The 25,012-nt window shown below is 32.6% G+C and carries 23 protein-coding genes; 5 read left to right on the top strand and 18 right to left on the bottom strand.

The window, feature by feature from the left end; translation table 11 throughout:
- Nucleotides 1-149: 149 nt before the first annotated feature.
- From ACP7AT_RS07370 to ACP7AT_RS07290, 17 genes are all read right to left on the bottom strand, one after another.
- Nucleotides 150-1,673, bottom strand: a complete 1,524-nt coding sequence (locus ACP7AT_RS07370; RefSeq protein ID WP_426063695.1) for a DUF7619 domain-containing protein — start codon at nucleotides 1,671-1,673, stop codon at nucleotides 150-152.
- Between the two features lie 33 nt (nucleotides 1,674-1,706).
- Nucleotides 1,707-2,240 carry a hypothetical protein gene (locus ACP7AT_RS07365; protein WP_426063694.1) on the bottom strand — a complete coding sequence of 178 codons (534 nt, stop codon included), beginning with the start codon at nucleotides 2,238-2,240 and terminating at the stop codon, nucleotides 1,707-1,709.
- An 11-nt stretch (nucleotides 2,241-2,251) separates the two neighbouring features.
- The gene (locus ACP7AT_RS07360) at nucleotides 2,252-4,783 is read right to left on the bottom strand and encodes a DUF7619 domain-containing protein (RefSeq protein WP_426063693.1); all 2,532 of its coding nucleotides are present in this window, start codon (nucleotides 4,781-4,783) and stop codon (nucleotides 2,252-2,254) included.
- A gap of 11 nt (nucleotides 4,784-4,794) precedes the next feature.
- The gene (locus ACP7AT_RS07355) at nucleotides 4,795-7,068 is read right to left on the bottom strand and encodes a DUF7619 domain-containing protein (protein ID WP_426063692.1); all 2,274 of its coding nucleotides are present in this window, start codon (nucleotides 7,066-7,068) and stop codon (nucleotides 4,795-4,797) included.
- Between the two features lie 113 nt (nucleotides 7,069-7,181).
- Complete coding sequence (locus ACP7AT_RS07350; RefSeq protein WP_426063691.1) at nucleotides 7,182-7,604, bottom strand: hypothetical protein; 423 nt, start codon at nucleotides 7,602-7,604, stop codon at nucleotides 7,182-7,184.
- 217 nt (nucleotides 7,605-7,821) lie between these two features.
- Nucleotides 7,822-8,694 carry a succinate--CoA ligase subunit alpha gene (gene sucD / locus ACP7AT_RS07345; RefSeq protein WP_091207776.1) on the bottom strand — a complete coding sequence of 291 codons (873 nt, stop codon included), beginning with the start codon at nucleotides 8,692-8,694 and terminating at the stop codon, nucleotides 7,822-7,824.
- Nucleotides 8,695-8,788: 94 nt separating this feature from the next.
- Nucleotides 8,789-9,151 (bottom strand): nuclear transport factor 2 family protein, encoded by a 363-nt coding sequence (locus ACP7AT_RS07340; protein WP_426063690.1) that lies wholly within the window; start codon nucleotides 9,149-9,151, stop codon nucleotides 8,789-8,791.
- A gap of 1 nt (nucleotide 9,152) precedes the next feature.
- Nucleotides 9,153-10,082, bottom strand: coding sequence for a UDP-3-O-(3-hydroxymyristoyl)glucosamine N-acyltransferase (locus tag ACP7AT_RS07335; protein WP_426063689.1), 930 nt, complete (start codon nucleotides 10,080-10,082; stop codon nucleotides 9,153-9,155).
- An 88-nt stretch (nucleotides 10,083-10,170) separates the two neighbouring features.
- A complete protein-coding gene (gene efp / locus ACP7AT_RS07330; protein WP_131910327.1) occupies nucleotides 10,171-10,737 on the bottom strand; it encodes an elongation factor P in 567 nt (188 codons plus the stop codon).
- 174 nt (nucleotides 10,738-10,911) lie between these two features.
- Nucleotides 10,912-11,697 carry an acyl-ACP--UDP-N-acetylglucosamine O-acyltransferase gene (gene lpxA, locus ACP7AT_RS07325; RefSeq protein WP_091207753.1) on the bottom strand — a complete coding sequence of 262 codons (786 nt, stop codon included), beginning with the start codon at nucleotides 11,695-11,697 and terminating at the stop codon, nucleotides 10,912-10,914.
- Nucleotides 11,698-11,783: 86 nt separating this feature from the next.
- On the bottom strand, nucleotides 11,784-13,172 hold the full coding sequence (locus ACP7AT_RS07320; RefSeq protein ID WP_426063688.1) for a bifunctional UDP-3-O-[3-hydroxymyristoyl] N-acetylglucosamine deacetylase/3-hydroxyacyl-ACP dehydratase: 1,389 nt from the start codon (nucleotides 13,170-13,172) through the stop codon (nucleotides 11,784-11,786).
- The gene (gene lpxD / locus ACP7AT_RS07315; protein WP_426063687.1) at nucleotides 13,165-14,208 is read right to left on the bottom strand and encodes a UDP-3-O-(3-hydroxymyristoyl)glucosamine N-acyltransferase; all 1,044 of its coding nucleotides are present in this window, start codon (nucleotides 14,206-14,208) and stop codon (nucleotides 13,165-13,167) included. The genes ACP7AT_RS07320 and lpxD overlap by 8 nt, the downstream gene beginning before the upstream one ends.
- Nucleotides 14,209-14,338: 130 nt before the next feature.
- Nucleotides 14,339-15,568: an HD domain-containing protein gene (locus ACP7AT_RS07310; RefSeq protein WP_426063686.1), complete on the bottom strand. Its 1,230-nt coding sequence runs from the start codon at nucleotides 15,566-15,568 to the stop codon at nucleotides 14,339-14,341.
- A 124-nt stretch (nucleotides 15,569-15,692) separates the two neighbouring features.
- Nucleotides 15,693-16,487, bottom strand: a complete 795-nt coding sequence (locus tag ACP7AT_RS07305; protein ID WP_426063685.1) for a 3-keto-disaccharide hydrolase — start codon at nucleotides 16,485-16,487, stop codon at nucleotides 15,693-15,695.
- Nucleotides 16,488-16,897: 410 nt separating this feature from the next.
- Nucleotides 16,898-17,437, bottom strand: a complete 540-nt coding sequence (locus tag ACP7AT_RS07300; protein WP_426063684.1) for a GNAT family N-acetyltransferase — start codon at nucleotides 17,435-17,437, stop codon at nucleotides 16,898-16,900.
- A gap of 184 nt (nucleotides 17,438-17,621) precedes the next feature.
- Nucleotides 17,622-17,903, bottom strand: a complete 282-nt coding sequence (locus ACP7AT_RS07295) for a hypothetical protein (RefSeq protein WP_091207736.1) — start codon at nucleotides 17,901-17,903, stop codon at nucleotides 17,622-17,624.
- Between the two features lie 1,070 nt (nucleotides 17,904-18,973).
- Entirely contained in the window at nucleotides 18,974-19,375 is a 402-nt protein-coding gene (locus ACP7AT_RS07290; RefSeq protein WP_426063683.1) for a hypothetical protein, read from the bottom strand.
- 404 nt (nucleotides 19,376-19,779) lie between these two features.
- On the opposite strand from ACP7AT_RS07290, the gene ACP7AT_RS07285 reads away from it, so the two are divergent.
- From ACP7AT_RS07285 to ACP7AT_RS07265, 5 genes are all read left to right on the top strand, one after another.
- Nucleotides 19,780-21,333: a PglZ domain-containing protein gene (locus ACP7AT_RS07285; RefSeq protein ID WP_426063682.1), complete on the top strand. Its 1,554-nt coding sequence runs from the start codon at nucleotides 19,780-19,782 to the stop codon at nucleotides 21,331-21,333.
- Between the two features lie 58 nt (nucleotides 21,334-21,391).
- Nucleotides 21,392-21,799, top strand: coding sequence for a tRNA (adenosine(37)-N6)-threonylcarbamoyltransferase complex ATPase subunit type 1 TsaE (gene tsaE / locus ACP7AT_RS07280; RefSeq protein WP_426063681.1), 408 nt, complete (start codon nucleotides 21,392-21,394; stop codon nucleotides 21,797-21,799).
- A gap of 8 nt (nucleotides 21,800-21,807) precedes the next feature.
- Nucleotides 21,808-22,281, top strand: coding sequence for a GNAT family N-acetyltransferase (locus tag ACP7AT_RS07275; protein WP_426063680.1), 474 nt, complete (start codon nucleotides 21,808-21,810; stop codon nucleotides 22,279-22,281).
- 93 nt (nucleotides 22,282-22,374) lie between these two features.
- On the top strand, nucleotides 22,375-23,574 hold the full coding sequence (locus ACP7AT_RS07270) for an alanine dehydrogenase (protein ID WP_426063679.1): 1,200 nt from the start codon (nucleotides 22,375-22,377) through the stop codon (nucleotides 23,572-23,574).
- Between the two features lie 36 nt (nucleotides 23,575-23,610).
- Nucleotides 23,611-23,985 carry a DUF4258 domain-containing protein gene (locus ACP7AT_RS07265; protein WP_426063678.1) on the top strand — a complete coding sequence of 125 codons (375 nt, stop codon included), beginning with the start codon at nucleotides 23,611-23,613 and terminating at the stop codon, nucleotides 23,983-23,985.
- Between the two features lie 201 nt (nucleotides 23,986-24,186).
- On the opposite strand, the gene ung is transcribed toward ACP7AT_RS07265, so the two are convergent.
- Nucleotides 24,187-24,867: a uracil-DNA glycosylase gene (ung, locus tag ACP7AT_RS07260; protein ID WP_426063677.1), complete on the bottom strand. Its 681-nt coding sequence runs from the start codon at nucleotides 24,865-24,867 to the stop codon at nucleotides 24,187-24,189.
- Between the last annotated feature and the right edge of the window lie 145 nt (nucleotides 24,868-25,012).

Genomic DNA, 25,012 nt, shown 5'->3' with positions numbered 1-25,012 from the left:
CTCCTGCTTTCCACAGTATCTTTTGTTACGAAAACGCCACAAAAGGATACTTGCTTCAATCAGGGCTAGAGATGACTTTTTGATTTCAAAACACAAAAAAACTGCTCGAATTGACCAAGCAGTTTAGCTATTTGAAAATTATTTCTTTTTTAGTTTTTTATAAACTTCATATTTGATGTTCCCTTATCAGTATTCATTTTCAAGAAATAATTACCAGTTGACAATTTTGATACATCTACTTTTGAAATATTCTGAGCATTTGGAACAGCAATAACTAATTGTCCTAAAATATCCAGAACAGCAATTGATTGTACTTCAATAGATCCTTTATTATTAATATTTAAGATATCATTCGCAGGATTTGGATACACGCTAAAATAATCCGAAAACGCAAAATCCGTAATCCCTAAAGTTTTAAAAGTAGAAGTCGCTTTATTAATGAGAATTGGAAAATTATAATCAAAATAAATATTAGCTTCATTGGTAAAAGAATCATCCGTTACAAGCGTTGGCAAGGTTTTAATTTTAAAAGCGATATACCCATCGTTTGTAGCGTCGTCAAAAGGCAAATTGATATTTTCAAATATAAATTCGCCTTTATTTCCTTGGGATAATTTGGTTACAAAATCGTGACTCGCTTTTGTTGGTACTAAAGTTGAAATATCAAATTTACTTAAATCAATTAAATCTTTCACCACAATGTTTTGAGCAGGATAATTTCCCGTATTTTCAAAACGAATCAAATAATGGACATATTCCCCAATCAATTCTGGAGTAATTATATCGCCTTCTAAACAGGTTTTATCATTAGGATCAAAAGACCCCACTACAATTTGGCGCAAAGCAAATGAATTGTCTACCGGCTTTTCATCTCCTGTTACAGGAGTGATTAAGGCATTAAAACTCAAACGATCTGCAATATTCACTGCAGGAGTTTCCATAGGAGAATTTACATTTAGGATTACTGTAATTTCACGAGTTTCAAAAGGTAAAAGACTACTATAATCCCAACTCAGCTTGTCTATGATTTGACTATTCACATTTGGCTCAGCCGAAACAAAATCTAAAAGAGCATCATTAAAGGTCAAAGAAACGGAACCAGATTGTGTACTTGTTCCCTTATTTTTATAAATGTTTTTATAGTTAGCATCAAAGCATGGTCTTGCAGGAATAGTTGATAAAATAGTCACTTCAAGATCTTTATGAACACCGTTTGGGGCAATACAAAAATCGTGAGTATAAGGACTCGTTTGTGATGGAAAATTCACATTCAAAGAAGCAGGTGAAATATTGAAATAGGATGAGTTTTCTAAAATTGGAGTAATTGTATAATTCCCTGCTTGTACTGGAATCGCATACAAACCCAACTTATAAGATATTATATTCCCTTTGGTTGCCCCGTTAAAAACGGAAAAGTTTAAATTGGGATAATTTTTATCTGTCTCATCACAACCATCACCGAAGACATCAAATTTGCTATTTCCCTTAATAGTATAAAAAGTACCGCCGGGATTAAATGAACAATAGGAGTTTACCACGCAATACTCATATCCCATAGCAATGACATTTTTTTGCAACCAACCTAATTCTGATTCATCTGCACAAATAAATTCAAGATTTGGGTTTTCATTAAAGTTAACACTTCCTTGTTCTTTCCCATTTTTCAGAAACAAAGACTCTAGTTGATTTCCCCAACAATTTAATCCCTATAGATTAATTAAATCGTTTGTATTTAGTGTAGTAATATTATTTTTACCACAATTTAATTCGGTCATACTTGGTAAATTATCTAAATTCAAAGAGTTCAGTTGATTGTAAGAACAATCAATATGTGTCAAATTAATCAATCCATCAATATTTAATGATTTTAGCTGGTTATTACTGCATATTACATCTTTCATACTCGCTAAACCTTTAATGTCTAATGCTGCAATTTTATTATTATTACAACACAAAATTTCAAGATTTTTAAAACTCAAAATACCCGTTAAATCAATAATTGTCGAACCAATAACATTCAAATAACTGACTTGTAAAGCCTCAATAGTTTGAATTTCTCCATCTTTATTTGCGTCAACTTCAAAATAAACACCACTTAAATTTTTAGCAACATATAAATATTGACCTTTTCCAGATAACACTAATTTCTCTTTAAATGTAGCGTCAGGCAAAGCAACAATTTGTGCTTTTGCAGTAGTGAAAAATAAAAAACACAATAGTAGAAAGTATAGTTTTTTCATCTGAATAATTTTTACTTTTTAATAATTTTAAAGCTTGAAGTTCCCTTATCAGTATTCATTTTCAAGAAATAATTACCAATTGACAATTTTGAAATATCTATTTTTGAAATATTCTGAGCATTTGGAACGGCAATAACTAATTGTCCTAAAACATCATAAATCGCCATGGTCTTTAGCTGAATAGTATTTTTAGTTCCAATATTTAAAACATCAATTAGTGGATTTGGATACACACTAAAATAATCTGAAAATTCAAAATCTTGAGTGCCTAGCGTTTTAAAAGTAGATGTTGCCTTATTAGTCAGGATTGGGAAATTGTAATCAAAATATATATTAGCCTCATTAGTAAATGAATCCCCAGTTACCAGCGTTGGTAATGTTTTAATTTTGAAAGCTATATAACCATCATTTGTAGCGTCGTCAAAAGGCAAATTGATGTTTTCGAATATGAATTCCACTTTATTTCCCTCAGATATTTTAGTCACAAATTCGTCACTGGCTTTTGTTGGTACTAAAGTTGAAATATCAAACTTGGATAAATCAATTAAATCTTTTACTACAATATTTTGAGCGGCATAATTTCCTGTGTTTTCAAAACGGATTAAATAATGCACATATTCCCCTATCAACTCTGGAGTGAGAACATCTCCTTCTAAACAGGTTTTGTCATTAGGATCAAAAGAACCCACCACGCTTTGGCGTAAAGCAAATGAATTGTCTACTGGCCTTTCATCCGTAGTTACAGGAGTAATCAAAGCATTAAAACTCAAACGATCTCCATTATTCACTGCGGGAGTTTCCATAGGAGAATTTACATTTAACGTGATATTGATTTCTCTAGTTTCAAAAGATCGTAATTCCGAATAATTCCAAGTTAGTTTGTTGGTAATTTGATTATCAAAAATTGGTATTGAAGAAACGTAATCTAAAACTTCGTCATTAAAAGTTAAAACAACCGAACCAGATTGCATCGTTGTTCCTTTATTTTTATATATGATTTTATAAGTTGCATCAAATCCTGGTCTTGCTGGAATAAGCGGCAAAATCGTCACTTGTAAATCGTAATGAATACCGTTTGGAGTAACACAAAAATCTTGATTAAAAGGACTGGTTTGCGCTGGAAAAGCAATAGACATAGAAGTTGGTGAAATTGTAAAATAATTTGAGTTTTGAAGGATTGGAGTAATCGTGTAATTTCCCTTTTGCACAGGAATGTAATATTTACCTAATGCATTTGTAATAACATTACCTACCTCATTTCCATCTGAAACGGAAAACTTTAAATTTGAATACCCAAAATCCGAAGCATTACATCCGTCCTTATTGCTGTCTAAAATAATTTTTCCTTGCATCTCAAAGAAAATTCCTCCAGGATTAAAATTACAATACGAATTAATTTCACAATTTTTATAACCATAGGAATCAATTAATCTTTGAAAAGTAGAAGCTTCCAATCCTTCATCTGTACATATGTATTCCAAATTTAGGTTGTTGCTAAAATCAGTATCATATTGATAACTTCCATTTTTTAAAAATAATGAACCAATGATATTATTACTGCAATGAAAAACTTCTAAATGACTTAAATTATTAGCATTAATCGTTTTTAATTGATTACTGTCACAATATAATCGTCTTAACATTGAGAATGAAGTCAAATCGATAATTTCAAGTAGATTATTACTACAATATATATTCTCCAAAATTTTAGTATTCTCAACATTTAAAGTTACTAATTGATTATTTACGCAATTTATAGTAGTAAATTTCGACAAATTCTTCAAAGTTATTGCAATGATTTTATTAAAGGAGCAATCTATTTCAGTCAAATATTGCATATTTGAAATTCTAATATCTGTAAGTAAATTTCCCGAGCAACTTATATAAGTAAGGACACTATCGGTTTCATTAAAAAGAATATTTTCTAATTTATTATTATTTACATTCAGATTTGTAAGAGAAGATAATGTCCTCAAATCAAGTGTCTTTAATAAATTATTTCCAATATTTAACGTAAATAAGCTCACACAATCTGTAACATTTAAATCTTCTAATTTTGAACCAAAATAGTTTAATGTTACTATTGAACTACAACCTGATAAATTTAATGATGTTAGTGGATTACTTCCTAACTTAAGATCAAATAGATTGGAACAATTTGAAGTAATTAACTGTGACAACATATTGTTTTCACAATCCAATAAATATAAATTTTTTAAACCTGAAATATTTAAAGTTGTTGCCTTATTATTTGAACAGTATAAATACTTCAAATTAGCAAATTTCTCAATTCCTGAAAAATCAAAAATATTTGAATTAGCAATTTGCAGCCTACTTACTTTTAACGCTTCTTCGACCTCAATTTCGCCATTATTATTAGCATCTATTTTAATAAAATTAAAACTACTATCGTATGCAACCGAATTTGTGCTATTTGATGAAAGTAATTTATTTTTAAAATTAACATCTGGAATAGTAACAATTTGCGCCTGAAGGGAAGCACATATAAATAATAAGAAAACCGAAAAGTAGATTTGCTTCATAAATTGAATTTTTATTTTTTAATAAATTTAAAGCTGGAAGTTCCCTTATCGGTATTCATTTTTAAGAAATAAATTCCAATGGTTAATTTTGAAACATCTATTTTTGAAATACTCTGAGCATTTGGAACTGCAATAACTAACTGTCCTAAAAGATCATAAATCGTCATGGTCTTAAGCTCAATAGTATTTTTTGTTCCAATATTTAAAATATCGTGAACTGGATTTGGATATACACTAAAATAATCTGAAAACTCAAAATCTTGAGTTCCAAGCGTTTTAAAAGTAGATGTCGCTTTATTTGTAATAATCGGGAAATTATAATCAAAATAAATATTAGCTTCATTAGTAAATGAATCTCCAGTTACCAGCGTTGGCAATGTTTTAATCTTGAAAGCTATATACCCATCATTTGTAGCGTCGTCAAAAGGTAAATTGATGTTTTCGAAAATGAATTCTACTTTATTTCCATGGGATATTTTAGTCATAAATTCGTGACTGGCTTTTGTCTGTACTAAAGTTGAAATATCAAATTTGCTTAAATCAATTAAATCTTTCACGACAATATTTTGAGCAGCATAATTCCCTGTATTTTCAAATCGGATTAAATAATGCACATAATCCCCTATCAACTCTGGAGTGAGAACATCTCCTTCTAAACAGGTTTTGTCATTAGGATCAAAAGAACCCACCACGCTTTGGCGCAAAGCAAATGAATTATCTACTGGTCTTTCATCAGAGGTTATAGGAGTAATCAACGCATTAAAACTCAATCGATCTCCATTATTCACCGCAGGAGTTTCCATAGGAGAATTTACATTCAATGTAACATTGATTTCCCTGGTTTCAAAAGATCGTAAGTCAGAATAATTCCAAGTTAATTTGTTGGTTATTTGATTATCAAAATTTGGTGTTGCAGAAACGTAATCTAAAACTTCATCATTAAAGGTTAAAACCACCATAGCAGATTGTATTGTTGTTCCTTTATTTTTATATATGATTTTATAAGTTGCATCAAATCCTGGTCTTGCAGGAATAAGCGGTAAAATTGTCACTTCTAAATCGTTATGAACGCCATTAGGAGTAACACAAAAATCTTGATTATAAGGGCTCGTTTGTGCTGGAAAAGTAACATTTATGGAATTTGGAGAAATGTTGAAATAATTAGAATTTTCAATAATTGGAGTTATTGTATGAGTTCCTGCTTGAATAGGCATTGAATAATTTCCAGATGAATCTGAAATAAAGTTTCCTGTATTAGTCCCCTCAGTTATTTTAAACTTCAAATTATTATAAACAGCAGCATTTATAGTACAACCGTTATTATCTGCATCTACTTTAGATTTTCCTTTAATTGTATAAGAAACTCCGCCCGGTCTAAAAGAACAATAGGAGTTCACAGTGCAGTTATAACCTAAATTATTAGCCCTATATTGAAAATCGAGTACTTCACTATCATCTGCACATATATATTTTAATGTTGGATTGAAACTAATATAATAATTGTAGTTTGATGTAAAATTATTTTTAATATATAAAGATTCAAGGAGATTAAAGCTGCAGTTAAGTTGAGATAAATTATAACAACTTGAAAGATCAAGTGTTGTAAGTTTATTATCAGAACAATCTAACTGAGACAAGTAGGTACAGTTTGATAAGTTAATTGCACTTAAATTATTCATAATACATAACAAAGAAATTAATTTGGTATGTCCTGATACATCTAAAGATTTAATCGGATTTACAGAACAATTTATATATCCAATATTAGAATTGTCTGTAAATTCCAAATGAGTAACACTATTATTATTACAATCTAAAAATTTTAAATTAGTTAATCCAGATAGATCTAATATTTCTATTTTATTTGACGAGCATCTCAAAGTTTCAAGATCTTTCAGGCCTGTCAAATTCAAATCAATTAATTCGTTTCCAAAACAATTCAGTTCCTTAATAAAAATATATTTACTTGCATCGAAGCTAGTGATTTTATTAAAGTTGAATTCTAAAATTTTAATATTTATAAAATATTCTAAACCATCAAAATCAGAAATGCCAGCACCATCAAGTCTCAATCCTTGTACTACTAAAGCTTCGTCTCTTTGTATTTCATTATCATTATTACTATCAATTTTAATTCCTTTACCATCACTATTAGTTGCAATGTAATTGTCTGCACTTGATTCTAGTAATTTATTCTTAAAATTGCCGTCCGGTATATTTATAACCTGAGCATTAACAGTTCCAAATAAACAAAATCCAATAAGTAAAAAGTAAAGTTTTTTCATTTCATAAATTAAAGTAATCAAATATATAGAAATCAATTAGTAATAAATTGTTTTCCTACAAAAAAAGCCTTACCGGAGTAAAGCTCATTTATAAATATATTGATTGAAATGTCCTAGAAAGCTACATTCCATTTTGGTAATCTTCCATTTTCGTCAAGGAAATTTTGCAAAACTTGTCCTTCTACAAATGTTGGGATTACTTTCGTATTGTCATTGAATGTTTCATACCAAACCACTTCAAGCGTGCTGATATCTTCTATTTTCATTTGTGCTGGCCAAGAATATTTTCTTCCAGTTTTTGCAAATTGGTGTCCTTCTACAATTTTATCTTTCAAGCCACCATTTTTAATTTTCAAAGTTCCGTTATTTTGAATAGTTCCAGTAGAACCAACCATAATTAATTCTTTTTCATCTCCAACGGAATACACTAAAAATACTCCAGATCCTTCTGAAGCATTACAAACTTCTGCTAAACTATCTTCTGTAGTAAATGAAAACTGATTGGTAACTTTAAATTTTTTTAATTCTTTGTACATGTTATTTTATTTTTATTTGAACTGGCTTCGGCAAAAAAATACCCCACAAAATCGTGAGGCCCATTAGAAACCATTCGTTTGTATTTACTTTTATTAGTATTGAATCTGAAAAAAACAAATCCATTTAATAAAGTGCAAAGATATTTCTTTAATTCAATTTATAATAAAAAAGCCCCACAAATGTGAGGCTTTTAAAAATATTTAATCGGAGTTCAGATTAACCTAAAACTTCTTTTACTTTTTTACCAATTTCAGCTGGAGAATCTACTACGTGAATTCCACATTCTCTCATGATTTGTTTTTTAGCTTCTGCAGTATCGTCAGATCCACCAACGATTGCACCTGCATGTCCCATTGTACGTCCTGCTGGAGCGGTAACTCCTGCAATGAATCCTACAACTGGTTTACGGTTACCATCAGCTTTGATCCAATGAGCAGCATCAGCTTCTAATTGTCCACCAATTTCACCTATCATTACGATACATTCTGTTTCTGGGTCGTTCATCAATAATTCAACTGCTTCTTTTGTAGTGGTTCCAATAATTGGGTCTCCACCAATACCAATTGCAGTAGTGATTCCTAGTCCTTGTTTTACTACTTGGTCAGCTGCTTCATACGTTAATGTTCCCGATTTAGAAACAATACCGACAGTTCCTTTTTTGAAAACAAAACCTGGCATGATACCAACTTTAGCTTCACCTGGAGTGATTATTCCTGGGCAGTTAGGTCCTATTAATCGAGCGTTTCTTTCTTTAACATAACTATTTGCTTTTATCATGTCAGCAACAGGAATTCCTTCAGTAATTGCAATAATTACTTTTATTCCAGCGTCTGCAGCTTCCATAATTGCGTCAGCAGCAAAAGCCGGCGGTACAAAAATAATTGTTGTATCAGCACCTGCTTGTTCTACAGCATCTTTAACAGTATTGAAAACTGGTCTGTCTAAGTGAGTTGTTCCCCCTTTTCCTGGAGTTACACCACCAACAACGTTAGTACCGTACTCAATCATTTGAGAAGCATGGAAAGTTCCTTCGCTTCCTGTAAATCCTTGAACAATTATTTTGGAATCTTTATTGACTAAAACACTCATGATATATTTTTTATGTAGTTTTTAAAATGGTTATGCAAAAGTATAAAATAGTAATCAGTAATCAGTATTCAGCGTTCAGTTTTTTGACACTAAATTATGATAATTGACTCATTTGGTACCCTCGAAATAATTTATTGTCTTTTATTTGCCAAATAACAAAAAAATGTGCCAGCAGCATCTCTTCTCTTGGATTCTCAATCGTTTTCACAAAATGAGAATAGCGAACTGAAATTAAATCATTCTCAGCTAAAATATGACTGATACGAACTTTAGAACGAACGTACGCTTTGCTCAACTCAACAGATAAATTTACTAACGAATCGTAGTTGAGTTCCACAAATCCTTTACTGCTGTTCCATTCCACAATTACTTCCGGATGCAAAAAATCTTTAATAACCTCGCTGTCAATTAAGGCATCTGATTTATAAAATTTCTGAACGATTTCTTTTGCAGACATATTATTTTAGTTTATTTAGAATTTCTGGAATCTTCTTGATATTAGCCAGTTGTTTCAATTTTTCTCTTGATTCTTCAATTGGAGTACCGAAATACGATTTACCACCTTCTACTGATTTTGTTACGCCCGTTTGACCAAGAATAACCGCCTTTGCTCCTATTGTTATCCCACTCGTGGTTCCTACTTGTCCCCAAATAGTAACTTCATCTTCAATAATAACACAACCCGCGATTCCGGTTTGTGATGCGATTAAACATTTTTTTCCAATAACGGTATCATGACCAACGTGCACCTGGTTGTCAATTTTTGTGCCTTCGCCAATGGTGGTATCGCCAGTAACACCTTTGTCAATGGTACAAAGAGCTCCAATTCCAACATTATCTTTGATAACCACTCTTCCGCCTGAAAGTAATTGATCGTATCCTTCAGGTCGCTTCTTGTAATAAAAAGCATCGGCACCCAAAATAGTTCCTGCATGAATCATCACATTATCGCCAATTACAGTATAATCATAAATGGAAACATTAGAGTGAATCAAACAATTCTTTCCTACAACTACATGGTTTCCAATAAACGTATTTGGCTGGATTACAGTTCCTTCTCCTATGGAAGCTGTGGCAGATATTGAAACATTTGAATATTGAAATGGCTTGAAATAGTTTGTCAATTTGTTAAAATCCCTAAAAGGATCTTCAGAAATCAACAATGCTTTTCCCTTTGGACAAACTACATTTTTATTAATCAAAACAATCGTTGCTGCAGATTGTAATGCTTTATCATAATATTTAGGATGATCCACAAAGACAATATCTCCGGATTCAACAACATGAATTTCATTCATTCCTGCAACAGGAAAACTAGCATCACCAACATATTCACAATCGATGATGCTTGCAATTTCTTCTAAAGTGTAAACTTTTTGGAATTTCATTTTCTTTTAGTTTTTATTCTTAGTTTCCAGTCTCTGTTTTCAATCTTTACCTACACGAAATGTCATTGAGGCTGAAAACCAATAAAAACTATTCCTTAACTCTTTCCATGTAATTTCCGGAAGTCGTATCTATTTTGATTTTGTCCCCTTCATTAATAAACAAAGGAACATTTACAGTGGCACCAGTTTCAACTGTTGCTGATTTTGTTGCATTCGTCGCAGTATTTCCTTTAATTCCTGGTTCAGCATAAGTCACTTCAAGAATAACTGATGCCGGCATATCTACTGAAAGCGGTAAATCAGTTTCTGTGTTAATACTTACCATTACATTTTCTCCTTCTTTTAATAAATCAGGAGAATCCAGAATATTTTTGTTTAAAGTAATCTGTTCGAAAGTTTCAGTATTCATAAAATGAAAATCATCACCCTCCGGATATAGAAACTGAAATTTATGGTTTTCAACTCTAACTTCTTCGATTTTATGACCTGCCGAAAAGGTGTTATCTAATACTTTTCCGTTTGTTAAACTTCTCAATTTTGTTCTGACAAAAGCAGGCCCTTTTCCTGGTTTTACGTGAAGAAATTCAATAATTTTGTAAATATCGTTGTTGTATTTGATACACAATCCGTTTTTAATATCTGATGTAGATGCCATTATATTTTTTATTTATTTTCCCCACCCCGACCCTCCCCGAAGGGGAGGGAGCTCAGAATGGAAATTAGTTACTTATTTATTTTTATTATATTTTACATTTTGTACTACATTAAATTTTTTTATAATATAGGCACGTTTACACTCCCTCCCTTTCGGGGAGGTCTGGGGAGGGGATTAATAATTCCCAGAATATCCTTTCATTACTCCTCTTGACGAATTTCGAATAAAATCAATGATTTCATCTCTTTCGGGTGTTGCTTCCATTTCAGCTTCGATAATACCCAAGGCTTGAGTAGTATTGTAATTTTTTTGGTACAGAATTCTGTAAATATCCTGAATTTCTCTAATTTTTTCAGTGGTAAAACCACGTCTTCTTAATCCAACTGAATTAATTCCAACATATGATAACGGTTCTTTTGCTGCTTTTGTGAAAGGCGGAACATCTTTTCTTACCAAAGAACCACCTGAAATCATTGCGTGATCTCCAATGTGAATAAATTGATGAATTGCTGCCAATCCTCCAATAACCGCATATTTACCAACTGTAACATGACCTGCCAAAGCAACTCCATTTACAATAATAGCATTATCACCTATGTGACAATCATGCGCAATATGCGCTGTTGCCATTACTAAACAATTGTTACCTAAAGTTGTTTGTCCAGAAGCGATTGTACCTCTGTTTATAGTTACGCATTCTCTAATCGTACAGTTGTCACCAATTATTGCTAAAGAATCTTCTCCTCCAAATTTTAAATCCTGAGGAACTGCTGAAATTACCGCACCAGGGAATATATTACAATTTTTTCCAATTCTTGCGCCTTCCATTATCGTAACATTCGAACCAATCCAAGTCCCATCTCCAATTATTACATTATTGTGGATGGTTGTAAATGGCTCGATGACAACATTTTTGGCTATTTTGGCGCCTGGATGAACATAGGCTAGTGGTTGATTCATCAGCTATTATTTATTTTTATATTTATCAGAATAAAAACTCCAATCGATTTTTGTTGCGATTCAATTGTAACGTTTTCAATCTAAATCTATTGTTTTTTTGCAATTTGCGCCATTAATTCCGCTTCAGCAACTAGTTTTCCATTTGCGTAAGCATTTGCTTGCATGTGGCAAATTCCTCTTCTGATCGGCGTTATTAAATCACATTTAAAAATTAAAGTGTCTCCTGGCAGCACTTTATGTTTGAATTTGACATTATCAATTTTCATAAAATACGTCAAATAATTTTCAGGATCTGGAACAGTGCTTAAAACCAGAATTCCACCGGTCTGTGCCATGGCTTCCACAATTAAAACACCTGGCATCACTGGAGCTTCAGGAAAATGACCCACGAAGAAATTTTCATTCATCGTAACATTTTTCATTCCCACAACATGCGTTTCAGACATTTCAATGATTCTGTCAATCAATAAAAACGGAGGTCTATGAGGAAGTACCGCCATAATTTTATGAATGTCCATTAATGGCTCCTGGTGTAAATCATAAACAGGAACGTAATTTCTTTGTTCAATTTTTATGATTTTCGCCATTTTTTTGGCAAACTGTGTATTTACAAAATGCCCTGGTTTATTAGCGATTACTTTTCCTTGAATTCTTGTTCCAATTAAAGCCAAATCACCAACAACATCAAGCAGTTTGTGCCTTGCAGCTTCATTAGGATAATGTAATGTTAGATTGTCTAAGATTCCATTTGGTTTAACCGTAATTTCGTCTTTTCCAAAAGCAACTTTCAAATTTTCCATCGTTGCGGCTGAAATTTCCTTATCAACATAAACAATCGCATTATTCAAGTCACCACCTTTTATCAAACCATTTTCCAAAAGAGATTCTAATTCGTGTAAAAAGCTAAATGTTCTGGACTTTGATATTTCAGTTTTGAAATCAGCAATACTTTTCATATTTGCATTCTGAGTTCCTAGAATTTTAGTCCCAAAATCAACCATTGCTGTTACACAATAATGATCACTTGGCATAACTAAGATTTCACTTCCTGATGCTTCATCGGTAAAAGAAATCACTTCCTTAACAACGTATACGTTTCTTTTCGCATTTTGCTCTTCAAAACCTGCTTTTTCAAGTGCTTCAACAAAATACTTTGAAGAACCATCCATGATAGGAAGTTCAGAAGCATTCAATTCGATGATCACATTGTCTAAATCACAACCAACCAGCGCTGCTAAAACATGCTCAGGAGTTTGAATTTTAACGCCAAGTTTCTCCAAATTAGTTCCTCTTTGCGTATTTACAACATAATTTGCATCTGCCTCAATAATAGGTTGTCCTTCAAGATCTACTCTGACAAAGGTAAAACCATTATTCACTGGAGCAGGTTTAAAAGTCATTTTTACTTCTTTTCCTGTGTGTAATCCAACTCCAGTTAACGAAATTTCTGTTTTGATGGTCTTCTGTTTAACCATTGTTTCCATTTTTTTGGTTTAATATTTGTTTTTTTAATTCTTCTATTTCTGCAACAATTTTCGGTAAATTCTTGAAATGAACATACGACTTACTAAAATCATTGTAACCAAATGTAGGGCTTCCTTGCAAGATTTCATCATCTTTTATATTCCTTCCCACACCGGACTGCGCTTGGATTCGCACATTGTTACCAATGGTTAAATGGCCTGAAATTCCAACTTGTCCGCCAATCATGCCGTTTTTCCCAATTTTTGTAGAACCTGCAACTCCTGTTTGCGCGGCTATCACTGTATTTTCCCCTATTTCAACATTATGGGCTATCTGAATTTGATTGTCAAGCTTGACTCCTTTTCTGATGATGGTAGATCCCATGGTAGCTCTGTCAATTGTGGTACAAGAACCTATATCAACATTATCTTCAATAATTACATTTCCTATTTGCGGAATTTTAGTGTACGTTCCGTCTGGATTTGGTGCAAAACCAAAACCATCAGCGCCAATAATAGCACCAGAATGAATGGTACAATTGCTACCAATCACGGTTTCCGAATATATTTTTGCGCCAGCGAATAATATTACATTATCCCCAATTGACACATTATCCCCAACAAAACAATTAGGATATATTTTTACATTTTCGCCCAAAACTACATTCTGACCAACATAACTAAAACTACCAAGATATAAATTATCTCCGTATTTTACACTTTGTGAAAGAAAAGAAGGCTGTTCTATTCCGGTTTTATTCAATTTTACCTGATTATAAAACTCTAATAATTTTGAAAATGCGGCATACGCATCATGTACTTTTATTAATGTTGTGGTTAAGGGCAATTCTGGCTCAAAAGTCTCATTAACAATTGTAACGGAAGCTTTTGTGGAATAGATAAAATTAAGATATTTAGGATTTGATAAAAAAGTAAGCGATCCCTCAGAGCCATCTTCGATTTTTGACAATCTAAAAACTTCAGCCATGGGATTTCCTACAACTACTCCTTCTAAAATTCCCGCTATTTGTTCTGCTGTAAATTTCATCTTATCGGATCATATTTTTAAAAAAAGTAAGATGGAACTCGCTTTGTAAAGTTCTTTTTGAATTAAAAAAAATGATTTGGCTCGTTTCATTGTGGCAAAAATATAAAAAAATAGATTTTAAACGACGTTTTTATAGCAGTTGTTTTGGGAAACAGATATAATACTTCGTCACTAATTTAGATAACGATTTTAAATTCAGCTGGTCAGAAGATTCTATAACGTCCTCTATTGTGCTATCTTTTTTCAAAATTCGTATCGGTTCCGCTTCTTTGCTGTACGCTTGATTTTTTATTTTACCTTTAAAAATAAAATAATTAGTTTCTAGTAATGAAATATTATTTTCTACTGCGAATCTTTCTTTTAGCGGCTGTAATTCTTCAATCCCTACTTTTTCACTAGTTAATTTTATTTTTAATAAATCTCTGTTGACAATCATTTTACTTAACGACGACAAAATAAAATCATCTTGTTTTTGCCAAGCTTTTAAAGCTCCAATAATATCAAAATCATCCAGTTGAGCAAATAAATCCAAGGTTTCAGCATCAAAAGTATCAATAGTGACTTTGTTTTGCATGAAAAACAATAGCGGCTCGCTGCACGGCAATTGCACTCCTTTTAGAGTTAATTCTTTGGCGCGTTTTAAGATTTTCATCAAAATTAACTCTGCCACTAAACTCGTTTTGTGCAAATACGCCTGCCAATACATCAAGCGTCTGGACATTAAAAACTTTTCGACGGAATAAATTCCTTTTTCTTCAATTACTAAATAATCGTCCACCACGTTCATCATTTGAATCAATCGTTCCGAATTGACATTTCCTTCTGCCACTCCCGAGTAAAAACTGTCGCGTTTCAAATAATCCATTCGATCCATATCCAATTGACTGGAAATCAATTGCAACATAAACTTTCTGTTGTATTCTCCTTTAAAAACCTGAATTGCCAAACTCAACTGACCGTTAAATTCAACATTTAATTGGTTCATGAATAACAACGATATTTCTTCGTGATGAACATCTTCTACAATGCTTTTTTCCATCGCATGCGAAAAAGGACCATGCCCAATATCATGCAATAAAATAGCAATATACAGTGCATTTTCTTCTTCCAGAGAGATAAAAACTCCTTTAAAACGCAACACATCGACAGCTTTTTGCATCAAATGCATGCAGCCTAAAGCGTGATGAAAACGAGTATGATTTGCTCCAGGATAAACTAAGTACGACAATCCCATTTGGGAAATTCGGCGCAAACGTTGAAAATAAGGATGCTGAACTAAATCGTAAATTAACGCATTTGGAATTGTAATAAACCCATAAATGGGATCATTGAATATTTTTAGTTTATTGATTTGACTCACTTCACGTTTGTTTTTAAGGTCAACAAATATAAGTAAATTAGATTTCAAAACAGAAACGTCTCACTGCTGATTTTGAATCAAAAAAAACGAAGCGTTTATGGCGCTCCGTTAATCTATTTTATTTTTAAAGTTTTCTGATCCAAATATTTCTAAATTGATTTTTTGAATCATGATCCTGAAGCGAAATTACATCATCGCCATGAGACGACGGATAATTGTGCAAACCGATGTAAAGTGTCAATCCGTTTATAGTTGTGTTATTTTGCACTAAAACACCATTCAAAAATACGGTAATTTTAGCTGGAACATCAATTTTGCCATCAGCTTTAAATCGTGGCGCAGTATAAACTACATCGTAAGCATTCCATTCTAACGGCGTTTTTACGGCGTTTACTAATGGTGGATGATCTTTATAGATACTTCCCGCTTGACCATTGCTGTATGTTCTATTATTGTAGGAATCTAAAATTTGCAATTCGTATCTGTTTTGGAAAAACACACCACTGTTTCCTCTTGCCTGTCCGCCATCTAAAACGACATCCGGTGCACTCCATTCCAGATGCAACTGACAATCGCCAAAGGTCATTTTGGTTTGAATGGCTCCTGAGCCTGGAACAACTTCCATGTAATCCTTATCAACAATTTTCCAACCGGCAGGTTTACTTACATCTTTTTGGTTTACCCATTGGTCAAGATTTTTACCATCAAATAAGATTATCGCATCCGAAGGTGCATTGCCAAGGATTTTAGCAGGCGTAATAACTTTTACTAACGGTTCCCAAATTTCCGTCATTTCGGGTTGCATCAACATTGGGGAAACCTCTGGCGGAGTATTTACATATTTGTGTTGCGCAATAGTTGCTGTAGCGGAAAAAATGGCAATTATTAAAAAAGAGTTCTTGAAATTTTTAGCGTTCATGGTTGAATTCATTTGGTTTAATAAAATATAAATTTAGGGTTATTGTTCTCTTTTCAATATTAAGCATTTTTTTTTCATGAACTAACTTTTAATCTAATTATAACTAATTGGGTATAATTCAAATTTTTTAAGGGCATAAAATCATAGTTTTAAAAATTCATTCTAAGACGTTTTACAATATTATAGCGCATCGCAGCTTTACGAATCCTAGAATTAAGCTATCTTAATCTTTTTTCCCTTTGAATTTATGCGTTTATTTTAATGTTTTTTGCGGAATTTGCAATTTCATATAATTGCGCACAAGGAGTTAAATAAAACTCATGGGTTTTTAAACTCTAAATTTCACCCGAAATCATCCCAAAAAAATTGATTTTAGGATTTAAAAAATCAATTTTGTTTTTCTATTGATATCAATCGTTTGCTAAAATAGCGTAGCCGTAATTATCGGACCAGCCAGATGATAACGGCAATAATTTTCGGGTGTGTGCTTCTCTAATCATTCCAGTTTTTTCCAAAACATGGATAGAACCAATATTCCCAACCGCGCAACCCGCCTCAATCCGATGCAGATGAAGTTCTTCAAAACCAAAACGGAGAATTTCTTTTAAAGATTCTGTAGCGTATCCTTTGTTCCAATGATTCTTGTGGAATTTAAACCAAACTTCCGCATTTTTATATTTTACCTTCCCCAAATTGATTCCTGTTAATCCTATAGTTTGGTTTCCGGTATTCAATTCGACTGCAAAAGTAAAATGGGTCGCAAATTCTTTGTTGTTTTCAAAAACCCACTTTTCTAAAAGTAATTTTGTTTCTTCGAGTTCTGATGGAATTCCTAAAGTATTGAATTCATCTGTTTCTTTCAAAGAATGCAATTCATGAATATAATCCAGATCCAACAGTGCGATTGGTCGTATAATTAATCGTCGCGTTTTGAGAATTGTAGTATTCATTATTGACTATTATAATTTTATTCGAGTAATAAGTAGTAAAACTCAAATTAGAATTTTGTGCCCACTAAAACCAGTCTTTTTGTAATTATGTAACCTTATAATTTCCGACTAATCAACATGGGCACAAAAAAATTTATTCAGTACCAAAACAAAAAAAAGTTCGAGTCATTTAAATTAATAAGTCCTAAAACAACTTAAATATTCTGTTAATTGGAATCATCACACCTTGTTTCAAGATAACATTTTTGTCAGTGACACCCCAAACCGTGGTGTCTACAACTTTCTTGGATTCAACGTCTTCAAAGAAAATTTTAATTTTTGAATGCTCTAAATTGCCCAGTGATAAAGCTCTGTTGATTTCACCAGTTCTTGTTTTTATTTCGTCAACGTCGCTTAAAACATCTGTTTTTGGAAACTTAAGAAGCGCAATATCTTCTTTATCAATGATTTTGTAATCTTCTGTCATAATAGTAAAAAATTTAATTAATAATAAATTGCTGTACTGTGGAAAATCAAAAAGTTGACCTATTTTATTCGCCATAATACTACATTACAAAAATAAAACCTCCCAAGTTTGTTACTGCCAATTTTATATTAATTTTTTGTCTTTCTTAACAATTACTTTTTTATCTTCTCTATAGAATTGCTCTCAATTCAGTGTTGTTCCAAAAATTAAAAATGGTTAAATCAATCATTAATCTAATTAGTAGTAAGTAATTCTCCTTATAAATATGACTGGAAACGGCAAAACAGATAAAAAAATTAAGTTGATTATACAAACTATTTTATAAAAATGTAAAAATCGAATTTTACTAATTTGTATTTTTTCGACGCTCAATAAATTTACTGTTTTTCCTAAATAATTCTAAAAGAATAAATGATCGTAGTTAAAAATAAAGAATTACAATAATAAGATTTATTTATTGTAAAATAAATTATAATAGCTGTTTTTGAAATTTCCAATTTACCAAAGCTGTCCGGATTCACGATAAAAGATCCATTCGCCTTCCATCAGTCCATTGATAAAAGAATCTTTAGCTTTCATTTTTCTGTTTTTGAATAAATAAGTCAAATAATTCCCATTTAATTCATGGGCGATTTATCCGTTCACATACTGTTTTTTAGCTAAAATTCGATGTTTATATTTGGTCCTAAAAAAAACTAAATGATACCAATCCCAAATATTTGATTATTGGTAGCAAAACCGTTAAAATAAGTGTTAGATTTTTATCCAAACTTATATTTTCTTCTCGTACATAATTTTCATTATTATTTCCGAGGACGTGTTAAAAGCTCGAAATAAATGGTAAAGAATCGCTCGTACCAGCACAAGGAATGATCTTTTGAAATTTAATCATGTAAATATAATGGGAAAAGTACTTATTGATGAACCGAATTGGACTTGAAAAAGGCTTCATAATCGTTGCTTTTAGTACTTAAAAACACAAATAATTAAGAATATAAAAAAAAGAATGCCCGAAAATTACTTTTCGGAAAACCTCTCTTTAACCAAAAACTTAAAAAGTATTGCATCTATTAATTTTTTGAGATTAGAATTGTATTTAATTTACGTCTATTGTAATTTCCATATGTAATATCAATTTTGATGTTTGATTTATCTTCATATACCTTTTCAATATTTAAATTGATAAAATCCTCAGATATGTATAATTTGCAAATTGGGAGTTCTCCAAATTCACATTTTGACACGTACAGATTATTTGAAACTTCATCTGATTCTTCGTTTTTTGCGCTCCCTGATAGGTTTTTAACAATAACAATATTGACTAAATTATTAGTTAAAGTGTATGTTTTGAAAGCACTTAGATTTCCAATTAAATTATTTAATTCAAAATTGTTTACTTCTTTAACTTCAATTTTTTGCGATTTACAACTTAAAGCTGTCATAATAAATAAAATTAAAATAATATTTTTCATAATTAAATTTTAATGATTAATAATTTTGGACAAATACGTTACATTCAAAATTATAATAAATTAATTACAAATAACACAATTCGATTTAATTTTCAGAACAATTTTCTTCTCAAAAGTAGTTGTTAACCGAAATCATTCTATCAACTGCGTAAGGGATGGAAGCGGCATCCTTTCCTTTTCTCTTTAAAAAGGAAAGATACAGCGTACAGCCCGACCCAGACGTAGTTTACGGAGGATGGGGCACGCCCAAAAGTAAATATAAAGCAAAACGGAAGCGAATTGTAATTTTATAAAATACAGCATAAGTGTGTTATAAAATTATCATAATATTAGCAGGGAGCCGTTGCAAAAAAATGTAATTTGGCACTTTAATTTAGTATGTTAGAACACTTGTTGATTCAATTATGGATAAAATAAAAATACTTTGGGTAGATGATGAAATCGACCTTTTGAAACCACATATATTATTTTTGGAAAAGAAAAATTACGAGGTAACAACCTGCAATAACGGGTTGGACGCCATTGGTATTTTTGAAGAAAATAATTTTGATATTGTTTTTCTGGATGAAAATATGCCCGGAATGAGCGGCTTGGAAACGCTGTCAGAAATGAAGGAAAAAAAATCTTCGGTTCCAATGATTATGATTACAAAAAGCGAGGAAGAATACATTATGGAGGAAGCCATAGGATCTAAAATTGCCGATTATTTAATCAAACCTGTGAATCCAAACCAAATTTTGTTGAGTTTGAAGAAAAATCTGGATCATTCCCGATTGATTTCGCAAAAAACTACGCTGGATTATCAGAAAGAATTTAGAAAAATCACGTTGGAAATGGCAATGGTGAATTCCTATGAAGATTGGATAGAGTTGTACAAGAAATTGATTTTTTGGGAATTGGAATTGGAGAATATTGACGATCAGAGTATGATTGAAATTTTGGAATCCCAGAAAACGGAAGCTAATTCCCAATTTGGAAAATTTATTGAGCGCAATTATGAGGATTGGTTTGCACCAAAAGCGGACAAACCCGTTCAATCGCATACCTTATTCAAAGAATTAGTGCTTCCTGAACTCAAGAAAAAAGACAAGCCCATTTTATTTGTCGTGGTTGATAATCTGCGTTACGATCAGTGGAAAACCTTTGAAAGTGTAGTTGGAAATTATTACAAACTGGAAAAAGAAGTGCCTTACTACTCTATTCTTCCTACTGCGACGCAATACGCGAGAAACGCTATTTTCTCCGGTTTGACACCATTGGAAATGGAAAAACAGTTTCCACAATACTGGAAAAATGACCCGGAAGAAGGCGGAAAAAATCTTTTTGAAGCGGAATTTTTGACGGCACACTTGAAACGATTGGGTTTAAATATCAAGCAAGAATATTTTAAAATAACCAGTCTTGCCAGCGGAAAAAAATTAGCTGAGAGTTTTAAATCATTAAAAGATAATGATTTAGTGACAGTAGTATACAACTTTGTGGACATGCTTTCGCATGCCAAAACGGAGATGGATGTCGTAAAAGAATTGGCCTCCGATGACAAAGCGTATCGCTCATTGACGTTGAGTTGGTTTAAGAATTCCCCGCTGTTAGAAATCATTCAACAGGCTCAAAAAATGGGTTTCAAATTGATTTTGACTACGGATCACGGAACGATAAATGTAAAAAATCCATCGAAAGTCGTGGGTGACAAAAACACCAGTTTGAATTTACGTTACAAAACCGGACGCAGTTTGACGTACGAGCACAAAGATGTTTATGCGGTAAAAGAACCAAAAAATATTGGTTTGCCTACCATAAATATGAGCAGTTCTTATATTTTTGCAAAAAATGATTTGTTTTTGGCGTATGTCAATAACTACAATCATTATGTGAGTTATTACAAAAACACGTATCAGCACGGTGGAATTTCATTGGAAGAAATGATTATTCCGTTTTTAGTTTTTAACCCGCGATAGGAAGTTTCTAGTCTCAGTTTTCGGCGAGAGCCTTAAACTTTTAAACAAATATAAAAGAATGAATGTTACTTTTTCTTTAGATCAACTCGAGGAAGTTGCGCAAAAAATAATAGCAAATAACCCCAAAAAAGTGATTCTTTTTCACGGAGAAATGGGCGTTGGAAAAACAACTTTAATCAAGCAATTGTGCAAAACGCTTGGAGTAACCGGTGCAACGAGCAGCCCAACCTTTTCTTTAGTTAATGAATATGAAGCTAATGACAATCAGTTGGTTTATCATTTTGATTTTTACAGATTGAATGATGAAGTGGAAGCGCTAGATATGGGAATTGACGATTATTTGTATTCCGGCAATTGGTGTTTTATAGAATGGGCAGAGAAGATTCCAAATTTGATTCCGAAAACCCATTCCGTTATCAGTATTTCACTGCTCGCGGACGGAAAACGTTTATTAACTTTAAGCTAAAAGTAATTATGAATGTAGACAATACTGTAGCAATAATTCCTTTTTCTCCAACTTACAAAGAAGCTGTAAAAATATTAAATCTGGAATGGCTGCAAAAATATTTCAGGGTTGAACCCAAAGATGAAATCGTACTTTCGGATCCGCAAGGTCAGATTATTGACAAAGGCGGAATGATTTTTTACGCGAAATATAAAGATGAAATCGTTGGAACCGTATCCTTGATAAAAACCGACAGCACAACCTTCGAATTGAGCAAAATGGGCGTAACAGATAGCGCACAAGGATTAGGAATTGGTAAAAAACTGATTTTGCATTGTTTTGATATTGCTGAAGCAAAAGGAATAGAGAAACTGATCTTATATTCAAACCGGAAATTACTGTCAGCGATACATTTGTATGAAAAATTTGGTTTCGTAGAAATTCCTTTAGAGGATGGAGTTTATGAGCGAGCCGATATAAAAATGGAAAAAATCATTCTCTGAGATTTGTTGCATTCCAAATGATTTTAACAAGATAGAATTTGTGCCGTTTATGGATCTTTTTACGTAAATTGTACCCTTAATTTAACAACATCAATGTCAATAACTATAACGCCATTCACCAAACAACAGCTTTTACCACAAGAAGAAAAACTGGAAATTGCAAGACAAAAAAGCGAACTTTTTATTGGTATTCCAAAGGAAACGAGTCATCAGGAACGCCGAATTTGTCTTACCCCGGATGCTGTTAACTCGCTTACCTATCATGGCCATCGCGTAATGATTGAAGCAGGGGCGGGATTGAGTTCAAGTTATACCGATAAAGAATATTCTGATGCAGGCGCCCAAATCACTAATGACACCAAGAAAGTCTTCAGTTGCCCCATGATTTTGAAAGTGGAACCGGCCACCCTTGCGGAAATAGAAATGATGAATCCGCAGACGATTTTGCTGTCGGCGATTCAGTTGAAAACCCGCAAGAAAACGTATTTTGAAGCTTTGACCAAAAAGAAAATTACCGCTCTCGCTTTTGAATACATAAAGGATGAGGACGGAACGTATCCTGCTGTTAAATCCTTAAGCGAAATTGCGGGAACGGCCTCGATTTTAATTGCTGCCGAGTTGATGATTACCAATGAATTTGGAAAAGGACTATTATTTGGGAACATTACTGGCGTTCCTCCTACTGATGTAGTAATTTTGGGTGCAGGAACCGTTGGAGAATTTGCTGCCAAAACCGCTATTGGTTTAGGTGCCAGTGTAAAAGTTTTTGATAATTCTATTACCAAATTACGTCGTTTGCAAAATAATTTAAATGAACGGATTTTTACTTCCACAATTCAACCTAAAGCTTTACTCAAAGCGTTGAGACGTTGTGATGTGGCTATTGGCGCTATGCGAGGCAAAGAACGTTGTCCTGTAATTGTTACGGAAACGATGGTGGAACACATGAAAAATGGTGCCGTAATTGTCGATGTAAGTATTGATACCGGCGGTTGCTTTGAGACTTCAGAAGTGACTTCACATGAGAAACCTACGTTTATAAAGAACAATGTTGTACATTATTGCGTACCTAATATCCCTTCCCGATATTCAAAAACTGCATCACTTTCCATAAGTAATATAATTTCCCCTTATTTGATGAAAATTGCGGAGGACGGCGGCATCGAAAGCGCCATCCGTTGTGATAAAGGATTAAAAAATGGCGTTTACATGTACCACGGAATCCTTGCTAATTGTTCTATTGGCGAATGGTTCGATCTACCTTATAACGACATCAATTTAATTGTTTTTTAAGAAAACTTTCTTCTACCTTTGCAAAAAATTTAATTCATGAAGTTTATACATCGTTTTGCCTATTATTTGGTAGGTTTAGTAATAGGACTGTTTTTTGTAGCGTTAGTTTTCAGTGGCAAAGACACCCGCTGTAATTATTTTCCAAATGCAAGAGTTTTAAATGATTTAAGGAACAAACCTTTTTATTATTCGGATAAGGCTTCTGTGATTTTGGCTGAAAAATGGATTGATACTGCCGATATAAAAAACACACTACAATTTGGTGATGTAGATTTTGACAAAAGCAATATTGAACTAAAAAAAGGAAAGTTATACATCATCGAAGGTAAAACAATTAAAAACCAAGAGGTTACGCTGAAAGTCATTAACTACTCCGATAAAGCTGTTTTAGAGGATATTGTTAAAAAGTAAGACATAGAATTAGTCGTACTTATCATTTAATTTTTCCAATAACATTATTTTAATTTGGGCATGACCTTACGTAAAAACTTCAGGTCGTGCTGCACGTTCCCGCTTTTTTTACAGGCTGAAACGCCTCTTAAAAAAGAGCTCCACTTCCATCACTCACGCAAAGCTGTTTAAAACAATTATTTACATCTTCAAATCACGTAATTAATCTACTGAAATCCAGTTAATTAACTCTAACCCGTTTTGTTCTAAATACGCGTTCGTCTTACTGAAATGTTTATTCCCAAACCATTTTCTCTGATTTGCGCTCATAGGCGACGGGTGCCCGGATTCTAGAACTAAATGTTTGTTTCGATCGATTTTCAGCCCTTTTTTATGGGCAAAATTACCCCAAAGCAAGAAAACGACATGTTCTTTTTCTTCGGAAATTTTTTGAATTACAGCATCCGTGAAAACATTCCATTTTAAGTGTTTGTGGCTGTTCGCATTGTCTTCTCTAACGGTCAGAGAATCATTCAACAATAAAACGCCCTGTTTTGCCCAAGTTTCTAAATTCCCGGAAGCTGGCATGAAAATAGTGTCCAAATCCTCACTCATTTCTCGAAAAATATTGCGCAACGAAGGAGGAATTCGCACACCTTCATTCACAGAAAAACACAAACCATTGGCTTCTCCCTTGCCGTGATACGGATCCTGGCCAATGATAACCACTTGTACGTCTTTGAAACTGCAATAATTAAACGCAGCAAAAATTAATTCTTTTGAGGGATAACAAGTGTGATTTTTATACTCCTCATCAACAGTTTCCACTAAATCTAAAAAATAGGGTTTCTTGATTTCATCAGATAAAATGGATTTCCAAGAAGGATTGAGATTGATTTGCATAGTTAAGTATAAGATAGCAAAGATACACAGAGAATTTTTTTTTGAATCCTAAAAAAGGATAATAAACATTCATTAATTCTTTGTGAAAGTCTGTTAAATAGTCTTAACTATTAGCTATTTTTGTCTTGAAAAGAATTATACGATA

This window comes from Flavobacterium sp. DSP2-3-1, from assembly GCF_049896865.1.
In the GTDB taxonomy this organism is placed as follows: domain Bacteria; phylum Bacteroidota; class Bacteroidia; order Flavobacteriales; family Flavobacteriaceae; genus Flavobacterium.
The sequence above is the reverse complement of the archived record's forward strand: the minus strand, read 5'-3'. Positions and strand labels throughout refer to the sequence as shown.

What these genes read in the sequence shown, in the direction of transcription:
- ACP7AT_RS07365 (WP_426063694.1), bottom strand. Translation starts at nt 2,240, where the DNA reads ATGAAAAAACTATACTTTCTACTATTGTGTTTTTTATTTTTCACTACT.
- ACP7AT_RS07360 (WP_426063693.1), bottom strand. Translation starts at nt 4,783, where the DNA reads ATGAAGCAAATCTACTTTTCGGTTTTCTTATTATTTATATGTGCTTCC.
- ACP7AT_RS07355 (WP_426063692.1), bottom strand. Translation starts at nt 7,068, where the DNA reads ATGAAAAAACTTTACTTTTTACTTATTGGATTTTGTTTATTTGGAACT.
- ACP7AT_RS07350 (WP_426063691.1), bottom strand. Translation starts at nt 7,604, where the DNA reads ATGTACAAAGAATTAAAAAAATTTAAAGTTACCAATCAGTTTTCATTT.
- sucD (WP_091207776.1), bottom strand. Translation starts at nt 8,694, where the DNA reads ATGAGTGTTTTAGTCAATAAAGATTCCAAAATAATTGTTCAAGGATTT.
- ACP7AT_RS07340 (WP_426063690.1), bottom strand. Translation starts at nt 9,151, where the DNA reads ATGTCTGCAAAAGAAATCGTTCAGAAATTTTATAAATCAGATGCCTTA.
- ACP7AT_RS07335 (WP_426063689.1), bottom strand. Translation starts at nt 10,082, where the DNA reads ATGAAATTCCAAAAAGTTTACACTTTAGAAGAAATTGCAAGCATCATC.
- efp (WP_131910327.1), bottom strand. Translation starts at nt 10,737, where the DNA reads ATGGCATCTACATCAGATATTAAAAACGGATTGTGTATCAAATACAAC.
- lpxA (WP_091207753.1), bottom strand. Translation starts at nt 11,697, where the DNA reads ATGAATCAACCACTAGCCTATGTTCATCCAGGCGCCAAAATAGCCAAA.
- ACP7AT_RS07320 (WP_426063688.1), bottom strand. Translation starts at nt 13,172, where the DNA reads ATGGTTAAACAGAAGACCATCAAAACAGAAATTTCGTTAACTGGAGTT.
- lpxD (WP_426063687.1), bottom strand. Translation starts at nt 14,208, where the DNA reads ATGAAATTTACAGCAGAACAAATAGCGGGAATTTTAGAAGGAGTAGTT.
- ACP7AT_RS07305 (WP_426063685.1), bottom strand. Translation starts at nt 16,487, where the DNA reads ATGAACGCTAAAAATTTCAAGAACTCTTTTTTAATAATTGCCATTTTT.
- ACP7AT_RS07300 (WP_426063684.1), bottom strand. Translation starts at nt 17,437, where the DNA reads ATGAATACTACAATTCTCAAAACGCGACGATTAATTATACGACCAATC.
- ACP7AT_RS07295 (WP_091207736.1), bottom strand. Translation starts at nt 17,903, where the DNA reads ATGACAGAAGATTACAAAATCATTGATAAAGAAGATATTGCGCTTCTT.
- ACP7AT_RS07290 (WP_426063683.1), bottom strand. Translation starts at nt 19,375, where the DNA reads ATGAAAAATATTATTTTAATTTTATTTATTATGACAGCTTTAAGTTGT.
- ACP7AT_RS07285 (WP_426063682.1), top strand. Translation starts at nt 19,780, where the DNA reads ATGGATAAAATAAAAATACTTTGGGTAGATGATGAAATCGACCTTTTG.
- tsaE (WP_426063681.1), top strand. Translation starts at nt 21,392, where the DNA reads ATGAATGTTACTTTTTCTTTAGATCAACTCGAGGAAGTTGCGCAAAAA.
- ACP7AT_RS07275 (WP_426063680.1), top strand. Translation starts at nt 21,808, where the DNA reads ATGAATGTAGACAATACTGTAGCAATAATTCCTTTTTCTCCAACTTAC.
- ACP7AT_RS07270 (WP_426063679.1), top strand. Translation starts at nt 22,375, where the DNA reads ATGTCAATAACTATAACGCCATTCACCAAACAACAGCTTTTACCACAA.
- ACP7AT_RS07265 (WP_426063678.1), top strand. Translation starts at nt 23,611, where the DNA reads ATGAAGTTTATACATCGTTTTGCCTATTATTTGGTAGGTTTAGTAATA.
- ung (WP_426063677.1), bottom strand. Translation starts at nt 24,867, where the DNA reads ATGCAAATCAATCTCAATCCTTCTTGGAAATCCATTTTATCTGATGAA.